The organism is Blastococcus saxobsidens, assembly GCF_002938435.1.
Lineage (GTDB): Bacteria > Actinomycetota > Actinomycetes > Mycobacteriales > Geodermatophilaceae > Blastococcus > Blastococcus saxobsidens.
On record NZ_POQT01000055.1, the window covers coordinates 1 to 17,073 of the forward strand.

Genomic DNA, 17,073 nt, shown 5'->3' on the forward strand with positions numbered 1-17,073 from the left:
GCGATATCAATCAACCAAAGGAATCCCTGCCACGACTGCACGAGCCGCGGCACGGGGTATTACTTGGCACTGACTTTCGGCACGCTGTTGAGTTCTCAAGGAGCGGACGCGCAGAAACTCGACCCTTACGGGCTCCGTCCCTGGCTGGATGTCCAACCCTACGCCGCTTCCAGAGCCATCCCCGTGGGGGGCTCCTCGGTGTCCCTTGCGGGCCGCGCGGCGCATGGAGAACCATACACGACCTCCGGGGGCGGTGTGCAACCCCGTCGGGAGCGGTCCCCGTCACACCCTCGCGGTGGCGCTGGATCAGAGCCCCAGGAAGCCCTCGATCCCCACGGTCAGCCCGGGCCGGCGGCCGATCTCGCGCACCGCCAGGAGCACGCCGGGCATGAAGGACGCGCGGTCGAAGGAGTCGTGGCGGATGGTCAGGCTCTCCCCGGCCGCACCGAGCAGCACCTCCTGGTGCGCGACCAGCCCGGTCAGTCGGACAGCGTGCACCGGAACGCCCTCCACGTCGGCGCCGCGGGCCCCCGGCAGCGCGTCGGTCGTGGCGTCGGGCGCCGGAGGCAGCCCCGCCGCCCGGCGGGCGGCCGCGACGAGCCGGGCGGTGCGCACTGCGGTCCCGGAGGGGGCGTCGACCTTGTTCGGGTGGTGCAGTTCCACCACCTCGACCGAGGGGAAGAAGCGCGCCGCCTCCTGGGCGAACCGCATGAGCAGGATGGCGCCGATCCCGAAGTTGGGGGCGATGACGACGCCCAGCTCCGGCTTGGGCTCCAGCCACTCGGCGACGGTGGCGAGCCGGGCCTCGTCGAAGCCCGTCGTCCCCACGACGCAGTGGATGTTGTTGTCGATGCAGAACCGGATGTTGTCCATGACCACGTCCGGGCGGGTGAAGTCCACGACCACCTGGGCGCCGGCGTCGGCCACGTTGAACAACCACTCGCCGTCGTCGACCATCGCGACGAGCTCGAGGTCCTCGGCGTCGTTGACCGCCTTGACCACCTCGGTCCCCATCCGGCCCCGGGCGCCGAGCACCCCCACGGGGATCAGCGAGGATTCGCGGGCGGCGGGGGCGGGCTGCTGGTCGGTCGCGCTGCTGGTCACCCGGTCAGGCTTCCCGGCCTGCGCCCGCGGCGCAAGGCAGGCGCACCGATCAGCGGGCCCGGCGGGTCGAGCGGACCCACACCAGCAGGCCCAGTGCGACCCCGGCCACGTCGGCGGCGAGGTCGGCGACCGAGGCCGACCGCGCCAGGGGCGCCGTCCCCTGGAGCACCTCGCTGAGCGCGGCGTAGCCGACCAGGCCCACGGCCAGGGGGACCTGGGACACCCCGGCCCACCGGCCGGTGACCGCGAGGACGGCGAACAGCAGGAGGTGCACCACCTTGTCGGTCCCCGGGGGCGCGGTGGGCACCCCCGAGCCCGGCAGGAAGAGGACGACGAGCGAGACGAGCAGCGCGAGCCCGAAGGCGAGCCGGGGCAGCACCCCGCGGAGCCGGGCCGCCTGCACGTCAGAGCCGGTCGAGGTCGGACTCGCGGTAGGGCCCCACGACGGCGAGGCAGGTCGGCTGCCCGAACAGCTCGGCGGCCACCGACCGCGCCTGGTCCTCGTCGACGGCGTCGATGCGGCCCAGCACGTCGCGCACCGGCACGTACTCGCCGTAGGACAGCTCGCTCTTGCCCAGCCGGCTCATCCGCGAGCCGGTGTCCTCGAGTCCCAGGACCAGGGCCCCGCGCAGCTGGCCGCGCGCCCGCGCGACCTCCTCCGCGGTGAGGCCCTCGGCCGCCACGCGGGCGAGCTCGGCGCGGATCAGCCGGAGCACCTCCGGGACGCGCTTCTTCGAGCACCCGGCGTAGACCGAGAAGGAGCCGGCGCCCGCGTAGTGCGACAGCGCAGAGCCGACGCTGTAGACCAGGCCCCGCTTCTCGCGGATCTCCTGGAACAGCCGCGAGCTCATCCCGCCACCGACCGCGGCGTCGACGACCGCGGCCGCGTACCGGCGCTCGTCCAGCCGCCCCATGGCCGGTGCGCCCATCAGCAGGTGCGTCTGCTCCGTGCGCCGCGCGATGAGCCCGAACGGCCGGGCCGGCCGGCTCAGCTCGACGTCACCGGTGCGCAGGCCGACCGGAGAGGCGGACCCGGACAACCGGTCGCCGAAGGCCGCCGTCACCAGGTCCAGGACCTGCTGGTGGTCCACCCGGCCGGCGGCCGTCACCACGATGGACGGAACGGCGTACCGGGACCGGTACCAGCCGTCGACGTCGTCCCGCGTGAGCCCCTCGATGGACTCGACGGTGCCCAGCACCGAGCGGCCCAGCGAGGTGTCGCCGAAGAGGGTCTCGGAGAACAGGTCGTGCACGGCGTCGGACGGCTCGTCGTCGCGCATGGCGATCTCCTCGAGCACCACCGTCCGCTCGGACTCCAGGTCCGCCGCGGTGTTGGTGGCCTCGGTGACCAGATCGGCCAGGAGCGTGACGGCCAGCGGGAGGTCGCTGGCGAGCACGTTCGCGTAGTAGCAGGTGTGCTCCTTGGCGGTGAACGCGTTCATCTCACCGCCGACGGCGTCCATGGCCGTCGCGATCTCCAGCGCCGAGCGCGACGACGTGCCCTTGAAGAGCAGGTGCTCGAGGAAGTGCGACGAGCCGGCGACATCCGCCGTCTCGTCCCGCGAGCCGACTCCCACCCAGATGCCGAGGGTCGCCGAGAGGACACCCGGCATCGTCTCGGTCAGGACCCGCAGCCCACCGGGCAGCATCGTCCGTTCCACCCGGCCACCGACCTCGTCGAGGTCGAGCAGCGCGGTCTCGCCGACGGGAGCCGGGGCGGGTGCAGCTGCACCCGCCCCGGCTCCCGTGATGTCAGGCGTGGTCACGGAATCTTCCTCGCTGGCGCTCGTCGATCCCGTGCCAAGAGTGCTCCGTTCTCAGGAGTGACCTCGCAAGCTCGGTCACTCACCCGCGGGCGCGGCGGCCTCGGCCGGGGCCTCGGCAGCGTCGCCACCGGCGTCGCCCTCGGCAACCGGCACGAGGCTGATCTTGCCGCGGGCGTCGATGTCGGTGATCTCCACCTGCATCTTGTCGCCGACGTTCGCGACGTCCTCGACCTTGCCGATGCGCTTGCCGCCACCGAGCTTGCTGATGTGCACCAAGCCGTCCCGGCCGGGCAGCAGCGAGACGAACGCACCGAACGGCGTGGTCTTGACGACCGTGCCGAGGAAGCGCTCGCCGACCTTGGGCAGCGTCGGGTTGGCGATGGCGTTGATCCGGTCCACCGCGGCCTGGGCCGAGGGGCCGTCGGACGCGCCGACGTAGATCGTGCCGTCGTCCTCGATGGTGATGTCGGCGCCGGTCTCGTCCTGGATCGCGTTGATCATCTGGCCCTTGGGGCCGATGACCGCGCCGATCTTGTCGACCGGGATGCGCACCGTGGTCACGCGCGGGGCGTACGGGCTCATCTCGTCGGGGGCGTCGATGGCCTCGCCCATGACGTCGAGGATGTGCAGCCGGGCCGCGCGGGCCTGGGTCAGCGCACCGGCGAGGACGTCGGAGGGGATGCCGTCGAGCTTCGTGTCCAGCTGGAGGGCCGTGACGAAGTCCTTGGTGCCGGCGACCTTGAAGTCCATGTCACCGAACGCGTCCTCGGCGCCGAGGATGTCGGTCAGCGCGACGTACTCGGTCTTGCCGTCGACCTCGTCGGAGACCAGGCCCATGGCGATGCCGGCGACCGGGGCCTTCAGCGGCACACCGGCGTTGAGCAGGGCCAGCGTCGAGGCGCAGACCGAGCCCATCGAGGTGGAGCCGTTGGAGCCGAGGGCCTCCGACACCTGACGGATCGCGTAGGGGAACTCCTCGCGGTCCGGCAGCACCGGGACCAGCGCCCGCTCGGCGAGCGCACCGTGGCCGATCTCGCGGCGCTTGGGCGAGCCCACGCGGCCGGTCTCACCGGTGGAGTACGGCGGGAAGTTGTAGTTGTGCATGTAGCGCTTGCGGCTGACCGGCGACAGCGTGTCCAGCTGCTGCTCCATGCGGAGCATGTTCAGCGTGGTGACACCCAGGATCTGGGTCTCGCCGCGCTCGAACAGCGCCGAGCCGTGCACCCGCGGGATGACCTCGACCTCGGCCGACAGCGGCCGGATGTCGGTGAGGCCCCGGCCGTCGATGCGGACCTTGTCGCGCAGGATGCGCTGGCGGACGACCTTCTTCGTGAGCGCGCGGAAGGCTCCGGAGATCTCCTTCTCACGGCCCTCGAACTGGCCGGCCAGCGCGGCCTTGACGTCGTCCTTGAGCGCGTCGGTGGCGTCCTCGCGCTCCGCCTTGCCGGCGATCTGCTGCGCCTGGGCCAGCTTGTCGCCGACCTGCGCCTCGACGGCGGCGTAGACGTCGTCCTGGTAGTCGAGGAAGCGCGGGAAGTCGGCGACCGGCTTGGCGGCCTTCTCGGCCATCGCGGACTGCGCGTCGCACAGCGCCTTGATGAACGGCTTGGCCGCCTCGAGGCCCTGCGCCACGACCTCCTCGGTCGGGGCGGGGGCGCCACCGGCGACGAGCTCGATGGTCTTCTCGGTGGCCTCGGCCTCGACCATCATGATCGCGACGTCGCCGTCCGGGAGGACGCGACCGGCCACGACCATGTCGAAGACGGCGTCCTCGAGCTCGGTGTGAGTCGGGAAGCCGACCCACTGGCCGTTGATGAGGGCGACGCGGGTGGCCCCGATCGGGCCCGAGAACGGCAGCCCCGAGAGCTGGGTGGACGCCGAGGCGGCGTTGATGGCCACCACGTCGTAGAGGTGCGTCGGGTCCAGCGCCATGACGGTGATGACGACCTGGACCTCGTTGCGCAGACCCTTGGCGAAGGTCGGGCGCAGCGGGCGGTCGATCAGGCGGCAGGTCAGGATCGCGTCCTCGGACGGGCGGCCCTCGCGGCGGAAGAACGAACCGGGGATGCGCCCGGCGGCGTACATCCGCTCCTCGACGTCGACGGTCAGCGGGAAGAAGTCGAACTGCTCCTTCGGCTGACGGCCGGCCGTGGTGGCCGAGAGCAGCATGGTGTCGCCCATGGTGACGACGACGGAGCCGGCGGCCTGCTTGGCGAGGCGACCGGTCTCGAAGGTGATCGACCGGCTGCCGAAGGTGCCGTTGTCGATGACCGCGGTGGCGGTGGTGACGCCGTCCTCGGCGTCGAACTCTGCGGTGATGGTGGGTGCGGACACGTGTCCTTCTCTCTTCTTCGTCGCATCGGCCTCGTGCCGACCTGCGACTCCTCTGACGGCCTCTTGCCGTCCTGCGTCCGGGGCGACCGGTTCTCGATCGAAGCCCTCGGGCGGTGGCGTTCCCGTCTCCGGGGAAACCGATACGTCCCGGGGGCCACTACCGAGGACCGGCCCGTGGTGGGCGCGTCCGGCGGCGGGCCGGTTCTCCCCGTACGGCGGGTGCCGGACGAGGAAGGGGACCGCCCGGTGTGAACCGGGACGGCCCCCTCGTCGTGCTAGCGGCGCAGTCCGAGCCGCTCGATGAGCGAGCGGTACCGGTTGATGTCGGTCTTCGCCAGGTAGTTCAACAGCCGGCGACGCCGGCCGACCAGCAGGAGCAGGCCCCGCCGGCTGTGGTGGTCGTGCTTGTGCATCTTGAGGTGCTCGGTCAAGTCGCTGATCCGGCGGGTCAGCATCGCGACCTGCACCTCGGGCGAACCGGTGTCCTTGTCGACCGTCGCGTACTCGGTCATGATCTGCTGCTTGAGCGCGCTGTCGAGCGCCATGGTTCGCCTCCTGGGCGGGTCACGTGTGGCCCCCGGTCTGACTCACGAGGGCAAGCTGCACACATACCGGTGGAACCGGCTGTCCCGAAGGCTACCAGCGCCGCCCCTGCAGGCTGATCACAGTGCGTCGCGGGACCGGCCCGGACGGGTCAGGGCGCGTCGGGCAGGCCGAGGGCCCGGCGGGCGTCGGCCACGTCCTCCGCCATCGCGGTGAGGAGCTCCTCGACGCCGTCGAACGCGGCCATCGGGCGCAGCCGGGCGGTGAACTCCACGCCGACGTGCTCGCCGTAGAGGTCGCCGCTGTAGTCGAGCACGAACGCCTCCACGGTGCGCCTGGTGCCCTGGAACGTCGGGTTGGTGCCGACCGAGACGGCGGCGGGCAGGCGCTCCCCGCTCGTGCCGTCGTCGTCCCGGGTCACCAGGTGGCCGGCGTAGACCCCGTCGGCCGGGATGGCGGTGAAGGGCGCGGTCTCCACGTTGGCGGTCGGGTAGCCGAGCTCGCGTCCGCGCCGGTGCCCGCGCACCACGACGCCGTCGACCCGGTGCGGCCGGCCCAGCGCGCGGGCGGCCGACACCATGTCCCCCGCGGCCACGCAGGCGCGGATGTAGGTGGAGGAGATGGTGACCTCGCCGTCGTCCGAGGAGTCCTGCGCCAGCGGCACCCCCTCGACCGAGAAGCCGAACCGGCGCCCCTCCTCGGCCAGGGAGCCGACGTTCCCGGCCGCCTTGTGGCCGTAGGTGAAGTTCTCCCCCACGACCACCTGGGCGGTGTGCAGCCGCTCCACCAGCACGGTGTGCGTGAAGGTCTCCGGCGCCAGACGGCTGAACTCGGGCGTGAACGGCAGGACGCACATGGCGTCCACGCCCAGCCCGGCGACGAGCTCGGCCTTGCGGTCCAGCGCGGTGAGGATCGCCGGGTGGGAGCCCGGGCGCACCACCTCGGCGGGATGCGGGTCGAACGTCACCAGCAGGCAGGGACGGCGCATCGCCCGTGCCCGGGCGACCGCCGCCCCGATCAGCTTCTGGTGCCCCTGGTGGACGCCGTCGTACATCCCGATGGTGACCACCGAGCGCCCGAGATCCCCCGGGGTGGCCTCCAGCCCCCGCCAGCGCAGCATGCGACCCGGACCGGTCAGGAGACCCGGTGCAGCCAGCCGTGGGTGTCGGCCACCCGCCCGTGCTGGATGTCGAGCAGCGTCTCGCGCAGGCGCATGGTGACCGTGCCGGGAGTCCCGTCGCCGACGGTGAAGTCGCCGGTGCGCGCCTTGACCTCGCCGACGGGCGTGATGACCGCGGCGGTGCCGCACGCGAACGTCTCGGTGACCGTGCCGTCGGCGACGCCCTGCCGCCACTCCTCCAGGCTCACCTTGCGCTCGGTCACCCGGTGGCCCAGCTCACGGGCGACGGTGATCAGCGAGTCGCGGGTGATGCCGGGCAGGAGGGTGCCGGAGAGCTCGGGGGTGACCAGCTCGGCGTCGTCGCCGGAGCCGAGGACGAAGAACAGGTTCATCCCGCCCAGCTCCTCGATGTACTTCCGCTCCACGGCGTCGAGGTAGACGACCTGGTCGCACCCGAGCGCGCTGGCCTGCTGCTGCGGACGCAGGCTGGCGGCGTAGTTGCCGGCACACTTCACGTCACCGGTGCCGCCGGGCGCGGCCCGCACGTAGTCCTCGGAGACGTAGACCGACACGGGGTGGACCCCCCGCGGGAAGTACGCGCCGGCGGGGCTGGCGATGACGAGGAACAGGTACTCGTGCGCCGGGCGGACGCCGAGGAAGGACTCGCTGGCCAGCTGGTAGGGCCGCAGGTACAGCGTCTGGTCGGCATCGGTGGGCACCCAGTCGCGGTCGGCGTCGACCAGCGCGTCGACGGCGGCGAGGAACGCCTGCTCGGGCACCGGGGGCATCGCCAGGCGCTCGGCGCTGCGGACGAAGCGCGCGGCGTTGGCCTCGGGGCGGAAGGTCGCGACGCTGCCGTCGGGCTGGGCGTAGGCCTTGAGCCCCTCGAAGATCGACTGCGCGTAGTGCAGGGCCGCGGTGCCCGGCTCGAGCGGGAGCGGGCCGTACTGGGTCAGCCGCGCGTCGTACCAGCCCTGGCCCTCGCGGTAGCGCGCCACGAACATCGAGTCGGTGAAGTGCCGGCCGAAGCCGGGGTCGGCCAGGACCTCGGCGCGCTCGGTGGTGGAGCGGCGCTGCACGTCGTCGGCGACCACCGGCACGTCCGCGGTGAACATCCGCGAGGAGGTACGGCTGTCGGCGAGCGTGTCGGTCATGGCTCCCACCCGGGCGTGCTGGTCACGGCGCCGGCCCGGCGGCACGCGGGGTCGGCACCGGCCCCGCGGACTGCGGGACCGGCGCCGTCACAGTAACCCCGGTCAGACCTGCTTCTCCTGGTTGGCCTTCGGCCCGGCGTACTCCAGCACCTCGTAGGTCCAGACGTGGGCCGAGTGCGGCGCGGCGGAGGCGAGGGTGTCGCCACCCCCGTCGTGGGCGCGGTCGAAGTCCTGGCTGGACTGCCAGGCCTCGTAGGCCTCCGGGCTGCTCCACCGGGTGTAGACCAGGTACTGGTCGGTCCCCTCGACGGGGCGCAGCAGTTCGAACCACTCGAAGCCGGGCGTGGACTCCACGGCTCCGGCGCGCCCGCGGAACCGCTCCTCGAAGCGCTCCTGCTTGTCCTTCGGCACGGTGATCGCGTTGATCTTGACGACGCTCATGGGTCTCCCGTTCCCGGCGGGCGCCCCGGCCAACCCCATGATCAACGACATGTGCGGCAGGCTGACCTCGTGAGCGAACCCCGCACCGGCCACCTCGGTTTCGCCCGGCTGGACCTGGACCGCGAACGCCGCACCGGCACGCCCGAGGTCGTCTTCGCGGCCGGCAAGACACCCGCCGAGACCGTGGCCTGCCTGGCCGGCCTGCTCGACGGCGCCACGGGGCCGGAGCCGTTCGCCTGGGCCACCCGGGTGGACGACGCCACCGCGGCCGCGGTGCTCGAGCGCTGGCCGGACGCCGTCGTCGACGCGCAGGCGCGGTGCGCGCTGGTCGGCCGGCCTCCGGAGCCCGTCGGTGAGGTCCTGGTCCTCACCGCCGGCACCTCCGACGGCCCGGTCGCCGCCGAGGTCGCCGCCACGCTGCGGGCCTGCGGCGTGGGCTGCCGCCGGGTGGACGACGTCGGCGTGGCCGGGATCCACCGCGTGCTGTCGGTGGCGCCCGACCTGGCCGCAGCCGACGCGGTGGTCGTCGTCGCCGGGATGGACGGCGCCCTGCCGAGCGTGGTCGCGGGGCTCACCGACCGCCTCGTCGTCGCGGTGCCGACGTCGGTCGGCTACGGGGCCGCGTTCGAGGGGCTGGCCGCCCTGCTCACCATGCTCACGGCCTGCGCACCAGGCGTGCTGGTCGTCAACATCGACAACGGCTTCGGGGCGGGCGTGGCGGCGGCCCGCATCGCCCGGTCCCGTCAGCGGTAGCGGACGGGGTCGGGCAGCAGCTCGTTCATCGAACCGGAGCGGAACCCGCGCGGGTCGAGGTCCACGCGGGCGAACCCGGCGACCACCTCGAGCAGGTCCGGTCGCGCGGCGACGTCATCCACCAGCGCGGCGTCGACCTCCACCCGCGCGACGTCCTCACCCATGTCGCGCACCCGGAGGTCCCGGACGGGGAACCCGGCCCGCAGCAGCGCGCTCCGCAGCGCGGACTCCGCCCGCTCGACGCGCGCCAGACCGGCCGCCGACACCGGCACGCCGTAGGCGATGCGACTGGCGAGGCAGGCTGCCGCCGGCTTGTCCGCCAGCGGCAGCCCCCACCGGCGGGCCGCCGCCCGCACGTCGTCCTTGGTGAGGCCCGCCCGGGCCAGGGGTGCCCAGGCGCCGCGCTCGGCGGCGGCGCGGATGCCGGGCCGGAAGCCGGCGCGCACGTCGTCGGCGTTGGTGCCGGTGACGACCTCGGGGATGCCCAGCCGCACCGCCAGCGGCAGCAGGACGTCGACGAGCTCGGTCTTGCAGAAGGCGCACCGGTCGCCGGCGTTGGCGCGGTAACCCGCCCGCGACAGCTCGTCGGTGGGTGGCCGCTCGTGCCGGACGCCGAGCAGGACCGCGACGTCGGCGGCACCGGTCAGCTCGGCTGCGGGCAGGCTGGGCGACACGGCCGTGGCGGCGACCACGCGCTCGGGTCCCAGCGCGCGGACCGCCGCGGCGAGCAGCATCCCCGAGTCCACGCCGCCGGAGAAGGCGACCAGCACACCGGGCAGCGGGCGCAGCAGGGCGTCGAGGTCGGCCAGCCGGGCGTCGAGCTCCACGGCGCCAGGCTGCCACCGGTTCAGGCCGGCGGGAACCCGACCGTCACGCGTGCCGTCTGCCCGGCGTCCTCCACGAGCGCGGCCAGCCGGCCGGCGGGGTCGACCGCGGCGTGCAGGCCCGCCGCGCCGGTGGCGGGGATCCGCTGGCCGTAGCCCAGCGCCCGCGCCTCTTCGGCGCTGAGCCGGCGCTCCGGGAAGACCAGCCGGGCGGCCTGGGTGAGCCCCAGGAAGCCCGGTCCTCCGCCGGCGACCAGCGACGCCGCGGAGTCCTCGACCGTCCCGGCCTCGGCCACGGCGAACGGCCCGGACGCGGTGCGCCGCAGCGCGGTCAGGTGACCACCGACGCCGAGCGCGGCGCCGGCGTCCCGGGCGATGGCCCGGATGTAGGTGCCGGCCGTGCACTCGACGGTCACGTCCACGTCCACGAGGTCGGGCCCGGGACGGGTGACGCGGTGCACCTGGAGCCGGTGCACCGTGACCGACCGGGGGGTCAGCTCCACGGTCTCCCCCGCGCGCACGCGGTCGTAGGAGCGGCGGCCGTCGACCTTGACCGCGCTGACCGCCGAGGGCACCTGCTGCAGCGCGCCGGTCTGGGCGGCGAGCGCCGCGCGGACGGCGTCGTCGTCGAGGTGCGCGGCCGAGGCGGTGGTCAGCACCTCGCCCTCCCGGTCGTCGGTGACCGTCGCCTGGCCGAGCCGGATGGTGGCGTCGTAGGTCTTGTCGTGGCCGCCGACGTGGCCGAGCAGCCGGGTGGCGGTGCCGACACCCAGGACGAGTAGGCCCGTCGCCATCGGGTCGAGGGTGCCGGCGTGGCCCACCTTGCGGACCGAGAGCGCGCGACGCGCACGGGCCACGACGTCGTGGGACGTCATGCCGCCGGGCTTGTCGACCAGCAGCAGACCGGGCGGGACATCGGCATCTGGCCGTCTCGGACTCACGGGGCAACCGTCTCAGGCGTCCCGAGCCACCGGTCACCCACCACCCGGACCAGGACCGCCACCAGCCTCAGCACGACGAACAGTGTCAGGCCGGTCCACACCCCCGCCAGGCCCAGGTCGAGCGGCCCGGACAGCAGCGACAGGGGCAGGAAGCCGACCAGTGCCGACGCGATCGTGACCGTCCGCAGGTAGCCGACGTCGCCGGCGCCCATCAGCACGCCGTCCAGGGCGAAGACCACCCCCGCCAGCGGCTGGAAGCCGGCCAGGAACCACCACACGACGGCGGCCTGGGCCAGCACCGCCGGGTCGTCGGTGAACAGGGGCGGCAGCACGTCCCGCAGCGCCAGCAGGACCGCGGCGACCGCGCAGCCCGTGCCCAGGCCCCAGACCGCCACCCGCCGGGCGGTGGCCCGTGCCTCGTCCGGCCGCTGCCCGCCCAGGGCGTGCCCGACCAGGGTCTGCGCGGCGATGGCGTAGGCGTCCAGCACGAGGGCCAGGAAGAAGAACAGCTGTAGCGCGATCTGGTGCGCCCCCAGCGCGGCCGTCCCCGCGCGCGCGGCCACGCCGGCCGCCACCAGGAAGGAGATCTGCAGGACCGCCGCCCTCAGCAGCAGGTCGCGCCCGACCACGAGCTGCCGGGCGAGCGCGGTGGGGTGCACCCGCCAGCCGGCGTCCTCCCTGAGCAGGGCCCGCACGAACAGCGCCGCGGTGAGCGCCTGGCCGACGACGTTCGCGACCGCCGACCCGACGAGCCCCAGGCCGGCCGGGTGCACCAGCACCGGGCACAGGACGAGGCTGAGCAGGCTGCCGGCCACCACGTACCGGACCGGGCGGCGCAACTCCTGCACCCCGCGCAGCCACCCGTTGCCGGCGAGGGAGACGAGCAGCAGCGGGGCGCCCAGCGCGGCGACGCGCAGCCACTGCTCCCCCGCCTCGGCGACCGGGCCGGCGCCGCCGGCCAGCGCGCGGGTGAGCGGACCGGCCAGCAGCTGGAACAGCAGCAGGACGAGCAGGCCGAGGGCGACGGCCAGCCAGGTGGCCTGCACCCCCTCGGTGACCGCACCGGCGCGGTCACCGGCGCCGGCCCGGCGGGCCGCCCGGGCGGTGGTGCCGTAGGCGAGGAAGTTCAGCAGCGCGGCGGCCCAGGCGAGCAGCCCGCCGCCGACGGCGAGACCCCCCAGCGCCACAGTGCCCAGGTTGCCCACGACCGCGGTGTCCACGAGCAGGTACAGCGGCTCGGCCGCCAGGACGACCAACGCGGGCAACGCCAGGGCCAGCACACCGGGCGGGGCGGGGCGAGGTGCGGCGGAGCCCGGCGGACGCCGGCTCTCCCCGATCACGACGTCCGGACCACGGTCGGGGCCGCGAAGGCGGTCAGGACCCCGTGGTCGCGGCCGCCAGCTGGTGGCGCAGGGCCGCGACCGTCCCCTCACGGTCCAGGTGCGAGGTGTATCCCGCCGCGGCGCGGTGGCCGCCCCCGCCGAGCGCCATGGCCACGCCGGCCACGTCGGTGGCACCGCGCGAGCGCAGCGACACCGACCAGGAACCGTCGTCCTGGCCCTTGAGGACGCAGGCCACGTCGGCCTCCTCGGCCGCACGGACGACGTCCACCAGCGCCTCGAGCTGCTCGCCGGCCAGACCGTGCTCGGCCGCCTCGGCGGTGCTCGACCAGGTCCAGACGAGGCCAGCACCCACCTCCGGCTCCAGCGCCGCCCGCCCGGTGACGACCGAGAGGAGCCCGAGCCAGCCGAACGGCGCCGTGTCGAACAGCCGGCGGCTGATGGCCGCGTGGTCGATGCCGGTGCTCAGCAGCCGCGCGGCCAGCTCGTGGGTGTCCGGACGGGTGTTGCCGAACCGGAAGGACCCCGTGTCGGCGGCGAGGCCGGCGTACAGGCAGGTGGCCAGCTGCCGGTCCAGCGTCACGCCGAGACCGTCGAGCAGGTCGGCGACGAGGGTCACCGTCGCCGGGGCTGAGGGGTCGACGACCCGCACCCGGCCGAAGCCGGGGTTGCTGGCGTGGTGGTCGACGACCACCGACGTCGCCGCCTGGTCCAGCAGCGGCGCCAGCTCGCCCAGGCGGGCCGGGGAGGCGGCGTCCAGGCTCACGAAGACGTCCGGGGAGGAGGGCACGGCATCCGAGGGCACGAGCCCCTCGGCGCCCGGGATCCAGCCGAGGGACGCCGGCAGCGTGAACGGGCCGGGGAAGGTCGCCAGCACCCGCGCCCCTCGGCGGCGCAGGCCCTCGGCGAGCGCCAGCGTGCTGCCGAGCGCGTCGGCGTCGGGCTGGACGTGGCCGGACAGGACGATCGTCGAGCGCGCGTGCGCGGCCTCGGCCAGCACGTCGGCGGCCGTGCGCAGGGCGGCGCCGAGATCCTCCGTCGTCGGCTGGCGGCTCACGTGCCCGCGTCGGGGTCGGCCATGCGGCCGCCCTGGTCCTCGCGGATGTCCCCGCCACCCACCGGGTAGCCGGGGCCTCCGTCGTCGGGCTCGTCGGCGGCGATGCTGGGCACCTCGCCGATCTGGCCGCGCCTGCCGCCGTCGGTCGGGTCGCCGTCCGCGGGGACGGGCCGGCCGCCCAGCACCGAGGCGCCCTGGCCCTCGTCGGGCTCGTGCGGATCCGGGTCGTTCTCGCTCACGGTGCGCTCCTGGGGTCGACGGCGACGTCCTCGCCACTGTCATCGGCAGTGCCCGCACCGACCGGGTCGGACACGACCGCGGCGGTCTGGCCGTCGTCGTCCTCGTCCTCGGCCGGGCGCCGGTAGGGGTCGGGCTCCCCGGCATAGCTCGCACCCTCACGGGCGCGGGCCAGCTCGGCGTCGGCGTGCCGGGCACGCTCGAGCGCCTCCTCGAGCTCCCGCGCGGTGTCGGGGACGATGTCGGCGATGAAGGCCAGGGACGGCACGAACTTGATGCCGGTCTGCTTGCCGACGGTCGACCGCAGGACGCCGGTGGCGCTGGCCAGGGCCTTCGCCGAGTCGGCGATCTGGGTCTCGTCGCCGTAGACGGTGTAGAAGATCGTGGCCTCGCGGAGGTCACTGGTCACACGGGCGTCGGTGACGGTCACCATGCCCAGACGGGGGTCCTTGATCTGGGTCTCGATCGCGGCGGACACGATCTGACGGATGCGCACCGCCAGCTTGCGGGCGCGGGCCGGGTCGGCCATCGGACCTCCTCGTGAGGGGATGGAACGGCCCCGTGCAGGGACCCACGCCGAGTGTGCGAGGCGTGGGGAGCACGGGGTCCTTAATCGGTGTCGGAGAACAGCTGCCGATGGGTCGACAGCAGCGTCACCTCAGGCCGCTCGGCCAGCAACCGCTCGCAGGCGTCGAGCACGTCGGTGACCTGGCCGGCGTCGCCGGCCACGGTGGCGACCCCGACCTGCACGCGGCGGTGCAGGTCCTGGTCGCCGACCTCGGCCGCGGCGACGGCGAAGCGGCGCCGCAGCTCGGCCACGATCGGCCGGACGACGGCCCGCTTGCCCTTGAGCGAGTGGACGTCGCCCAGCAGCAGGTCGGCGGTGAGCGTGCCAGTGAACACGCCCACCGCCTCCCTGCTTATCGCAACGTGCTGGAACGGCTCCGCTGCAGGGTCCCGGGCCGAGCGTGCGAGGTCCGGGGGGCAGCGGGGTCCTTCATCAGTCGCGCGGCTTCTCACGCATCTCGAAGGTCTCGATCACGTCATCGACCTTGATGTCGTTGAACGAGCCCAGTCCGATACCGCACTCGTAGCCCTCGCGGACCTCGGTCGCGTCGTCCTTGAAGCGGCGGAGGGATTCCACCGACAGGTTGTCGGCGACCACGGCACCGTCGCGGATGAGACGGGCCTTCGAGTTGCGGACGATCGTGCCGCTGCGGACCAGCGAACCGGCGACGTTGCCGATCTTCGGCACCCGGAAGACCTCGCGGACCTCCGCCGTGCCGAGCTGGATCTCCTCGTAGATCGGCTTGAGCATGCCCTTGAGGGCGGCCTCGATCTCGTCGATCGCCTGGTAGATGACCGTGTAGTACCGGACGTCCACCCCTTCGCGGTTGGCGAGCTCGGTGGCCTGGCCCTCGGCGCGGACGTTGAAGCCCAGCACGATGACGTCGTCGGCCAGCGCGAGGTCGATGTCGCTCTTGGTGATGCCACCGACGCCGCGGTGGATGACCCGCAGCGCGATCTCGTCGTCGACCTCGATCTTCATCAGCGCCTCTTCGAGCGCCTCGACGGTGCCCGAGTTGTCGCCCTTGATGATCAGGTTGAGCTGACGGGTCTCCTTGAGCGCCGCGTCGAGGTCCTCGAGGCTGATCCGCTTGCGCATGGAGGCGTTCTGCGCGTTGCGGATGCGGGCCTGACGACGGTCGGCGATCTGCCGGGCGACGCGGTCCTCCTCGACGACGAGGAACGTGTCGCCGGCACGCGGCACCGAGGTGAGACCCACGACCTGCACGGGGCGGGCCGGCAGGGCCTCCTTCAGCTTGTTGCCGTGCTCGTCGAGCAGCGACCGGACGCGACCGTAGGCGTCGCCGGCCACGATCGAGTCGCCCTGGCGCAGGGTGCCGCGCTGGACCAGCACCGTGGCGACGGGGCCACGGCCCTTGTCCAGCTTGCCCTCGATGACGACACCCTGCGGGTCCTGCTCGGTGTTCGCGCGCAGGTCCAGGGAGGCGTCGGCGGTCAGCAGGATCGCCGCGAGCAGGTCGTCGATGCCCTGGCGCGTGATCGCCGAGACGTCGACGAACATCGTCTCGCCGCCGTACTCCTCGGCCACCAGGCCGTACTCGGTGAGCTGCTGGCGGATCTTGGCGGGGTTGGCCCCCTCCTTGTCCACCTTGTTCACCGCTACCACGATCGGCACGTCGGCGGCCTGGGCGTGGTTGAGCGCCTCCACCGTCTGCGGCATGACGCCGTCGTCGGCCGCCACGACCAGGACCACGATGTCGGTGACCTTCGCGCCACGGGCACGCATCGCGGTGAACGACTCGTGACCCGGGGTGTCGATGAAGGTGATCGGCCGCTCGAGGCCCTCGAGCTCGGTGACCACCTGGTAGGCGCCGATGTGCTGGGTGATGCCACCGGCCTCGCGGGCCACGACGTTGGCGTCGCGGATCGCGTCCAGCAGCTTCGTCTTCCCGTGGTCGACGTGACCCATGACGGTCACCACCGGCGGACGGGACGACCAGTCCTCCTCGTCGCCCTCCTCGTCACCGAAGGTGAGGTCGAAGGTCTCGAGGAGCTCGCGGTCCTCGTCCTCGGGGCTGACGACCTGGATGACCCAGCCGATCTCGGCGCCGAGCAGCTGCAACGTCTCGTCGTTGACCGACTGCGTCGCGGTGACCATCTCGCCCAGGTGGAACAGGGCGGTGACCAGCGCGGCCGGCTGGGCGTTGATGCGCTCCGCCAGGTCGGTCAGCGAGGCGCCGCGGGGCAGCCGGACGGTCTGCCCGTTGCCGCGCGGCAGGCTGACGCCTCCCATGCTGGGCGCCGCCATCGAGTCGAACTCCTGACGCCGCTGCTTCTTGCTCTTGCGGCCACGGACCGGGCCGCGGCCGCCGGGGCGACCGAAGGCACCCGCGGTACCGGCACCGGAACCACCGCGACCACGGCCACGGCCGCCGCCGCCACCGCCACCGCGGAAGCCACCACCGGCCGGCGCACCGGCACCAGGGGCACCGCCGCCGCCACCGGGGCGGAAGCCACCGCCACCGCCGCCACCGCCGGGACCACCCGGCCGTCCACGACCACCGGGGCCACCGGGGCCACCACCGGGACGACCGCCACCAGCGGGACGACCGGGCATCATGCCCGGCGACGGACGCTGCGGCATCATCCCCGGGTTGGGGCGGGGACCGCCGGGACCGGCCGCGGGACGCGGGCCACCGGCACCGGGACCCGGACGGGGACCGCCGGGAGCGGGACGAGGACCACCGGCACCGGGCGCGGGGCGGGGGCCGCCGGCACCGGGCGCCGGACGGGGCGCGCCCGCACCGGGACCCGGACGTGCGGCGCCGCCGGCGGGGCTGGGACGCGGAGCACTGCTGAAGGGGTTGTTGCCCGGACGCGGCGCGGGCCGCGGACCGGGACGGGGATCCCTCCTCGCGCATGGTGATCACC

The 17,073-nt window shown here is 73.8% G+C and carries 17 protein-coding genes; 1 reads left to right on the top strand and 16 read right to left on the bottom strand.

Annotated features, from left to right (window positions below; genetic code table 11):
• Positions 1-306 precede the first annotated feature (306 nt).
• The 8 genes from dapB to C5507_RS21025 form a co-directional block, all read right to left on the bottom strand.
• Positions 307-1,104, bottom strand: coding sequence for a 4-hydroxy-tetrahydrodipicolinate reductase (gene dapB, locus C5507_RS20990; RefSeq protein WP_104530441.1), 798 nt, complete (start codon positions 1,102-1,104; stop codon positions 307-309).
• Positions 1,105-1,153: 49 nt separating this feature from the next.
• Positions 1,154-1,507 (bottom strand): VanZ family protein, encoded by a 354-nt coding sequence (locus C5507_RS20995; RefSeq protein ID WP_104530442.1) that lies wholly within the window; start codon positions 1,505-1,507, stop codon positions 1,154-1,156.
• Between the two features lies 1 nt (position 1,508).
• Positions 1,509-2,870, bottom strand: coding sequence for a M16 family metallopeptidase (locus tag C5507_RS21000; protein ID WP_104530443.1), 1,362 nt, complete (start codon positions 2,868-2,870; stop codon positions 1,509-1,511).
• A 75-nt stretch (positions 2,871-2,945) separates the two neighbouring features.
• Positions 2,946-5,204 (bottom strand): polyribonucleotide nucleotidyltransferase, encoded by a 2,259-nt coding sequence (locus tag C5507_RS21005; RefSeq protein WP_207225781.1) that lies wholly within the window; start codon positions 5,202-5,204, stop codon positions 2,946-2,948.
• A 275-nt stretch (positions 5,205-5,479) separates the two neighbouring features.
• The gene (gene rpsO, locus C5507_RS21010) at positions 5,480-5,749 is read right to left on the bottom strand and encodes a 30S ribosomal protein S15 (protein WP_104530444.1); all 270 of its coding nucleotides are present in this window, start codon (positions 5,747-5,749) and stop codon (positions 5,480-5,482) included.
• A gap of 149 nt (positions 5,750-5,898) precedes the next feature.
• Entirely contained in the window at positions 5,899-6,867 is a 969-nt protein-coding gene (locus C5507_RS21015; protein ID WP_104530445.1) for a bifunctional riboflavin kinase/FAD synthetase, read from the bottom strand.
• A 14-nt stretch (positions 6,868-6,881) separates the two neighbouring features.
• Positions 6,882-8,021 carry a branched-chain amino acid aminotransferase gene (locus C5507_RS21020; RefSeq protein ID WP_207225783.1) on the bottom strand — a complete coding sequence of 380 codons (1,140 nt, stop codon included), beginning with the start codon at positions 8,019-8,021 and terminating at the stop codon, positions 6,882-6,884.
• A gap of 102 nt (positions 8,022-8,123) precedes the next feature.
• Positions 8,124-8,462: an antibiotic biosynthesis monooxygenase family protein gene (locus tag C5507_RS21025; protein WP_104530446.1), complete on the bottom strand. Its 339-nt coding sequence runs from the start codon at positions 8,460-8,462 to the stop codon at positions 8,124-8,126.
• A gap of 69 nt (positions 8,463-8,531) precedes the next feature.
• Here C5507_RS21025 and larB point away from each other — a divergent pair, with 69 nt between their 5' ends.
• A complete protein-coding gene (gene larB / locus C5507_RS21030; protein ID WP_104530454.1) occupies positions 8,532-9,215 on the top strand; it encodes a nickel pincer cofactor biosynthesis protein LarB in 684 nt (227 codons plus the stop codon).
• Here the strand turns inward: larB and larE are convergent.
• From larE to infB, 8 genes are all read right to left on the bottom strand, one after another.
• Entirely contained in the window at positions 9,206-10,042 is an 837-nt protein-coding gene (gene larE / locus C5507_RS21035; protein WP_104530447.1) for an ATP-dependent sacrificial sulfur transferase LarE, read from the bottom strand. The genes larB and larE overlap by 10 nt on opposite strands.
• 20 nt (positions 10,043-10,062) lie before the next feature.
• Positions 10,063-10,980, bottom strand: a complete 918-nt coding sequence (truB, locus tag C5507_RS21040; protein ID WP_104530448.1) for a tRNA pseudouridine(55) synthase TruB — start codon at positions 10,978-10,980, stop codon at positions 10,063-10,065.
• Entirely contained in the window at positions 10,977-12,320 is a 1,344-nt protein-coding gene (locus tag C5507_RS21045; RefSeq protein ID WP_242611105.1) for an MATE family efflux transporter, read from the bottom strand. The genes truB and C5507_RS21045 overlap by 4 nt, the downstream gene beginning before the upstream one ends.
• 34 nt (positions 12,321-12,354) lie before the next feature.
• Entirely contained in the window at positions 12,355-13,377 is a 1,023-nt protein-coding gene (locus C5507_RS21050; RefSeq protein WP_104530449.1) for a DHH family phosphoesterase, read from the bottom strand.
• Positions 13,374-13,616 (bottom strand): hypothetical protein, encoded by a 243-nt coding sequence (locus C5507_RS21055; RefSeq protein ID WP_104530450.1) that lies wholly within the window; start codon positions 13,614-13,616, stop codon positions 13,374-13,376. The genes C5507_RS21050 and C5507_RS21055 overlap by 4 nt, the downstream gene beginning before the upstream one ends.
• Complete coding sequence (gene rbfA / locus C5507_RS21060) at positions 13,613-14,143, bottom strand: 30S ribosome-binding factor RbfA (protein WP_104530451.1); 531 nt, start codon at positions 14,141-14,143, stop codon at positions 13,613-13,615. Before rbfA ends, C5507_RS21055 begins: the two co-directional genes overlap by 4 nt.
• 80 nt (positions 14,144-14,223) lie before the next feature.
• Positions 14,224-14,523: a DUF503 domain-containing protein gene (locus tag C5507_RS21065; RefSeq protein ID WP_242611106.1), complete on the bottom strand. Its 300-nt coding sequence runs from the start codon at positions 14,521-14,523 to the stop codon at positions 14,224-14,226.
• A 91-nt stretch (positions 14,524-14,614) separates the two neighbouring features.
• Positions 14,615-16,450 carry a translation initiation factor IF-2 gene (gene infB / locus C5507_RS21070; RefSeq protein ID WP_242611376.1) on the bottom strand — a complete coding sequence of 612 codons (1,836 nt, stop codon included), beginning with the start codon at positions 16,448-16,450 and terminating at the stop codon, positions 14,615-14,617.
• Positions 16,451-17,073 lie beyond the last annotated feature (623 nt).

Coding starts and splice junctions, on each gene's coding strand:
- C5507_RS21020 (WP_207225783.1), bottom strand. CDS start 8,021: ATGACCGACACGCTCGCCGACAGCCGTACCTCCTCGCGGATGTTCACC.
- rpsO (WP_104530444.1), bottom strand. CDS start 5,749: ATGGCGCTCGACAGCGCGCTCAAGCAGCAGATCATGACCGAGTACGCG.
- infB (WP_242611376.1), bottom strand. CDS start 16,450: ATGGCGGCGCCCAGCATGGGAGGCGTCAGCCTGCCGCGCGGCAACGGG.
- C5507_RS21015 (WP_104530445.1), bottom strand. CDS start 6,867: ATGCTGCGCTGGCGGGGGCTGGAGGCCACCCCGGGGGATCTCGGGCGC.
- C5507_RS21025 (WP_104530446.1), bottom strand. CDS start 8,462: ATGAGCGTCGTCAAGATCAACGCGATCACCGTGCCGAAGGACAAGCAG.
- rbfA (WP_104530451.1), bottom strand. CDS start 14,143: ATGGCCGACCCGGCCCGCGCCCGCAAGCTGGCGGTGCGCATCCGTCAG.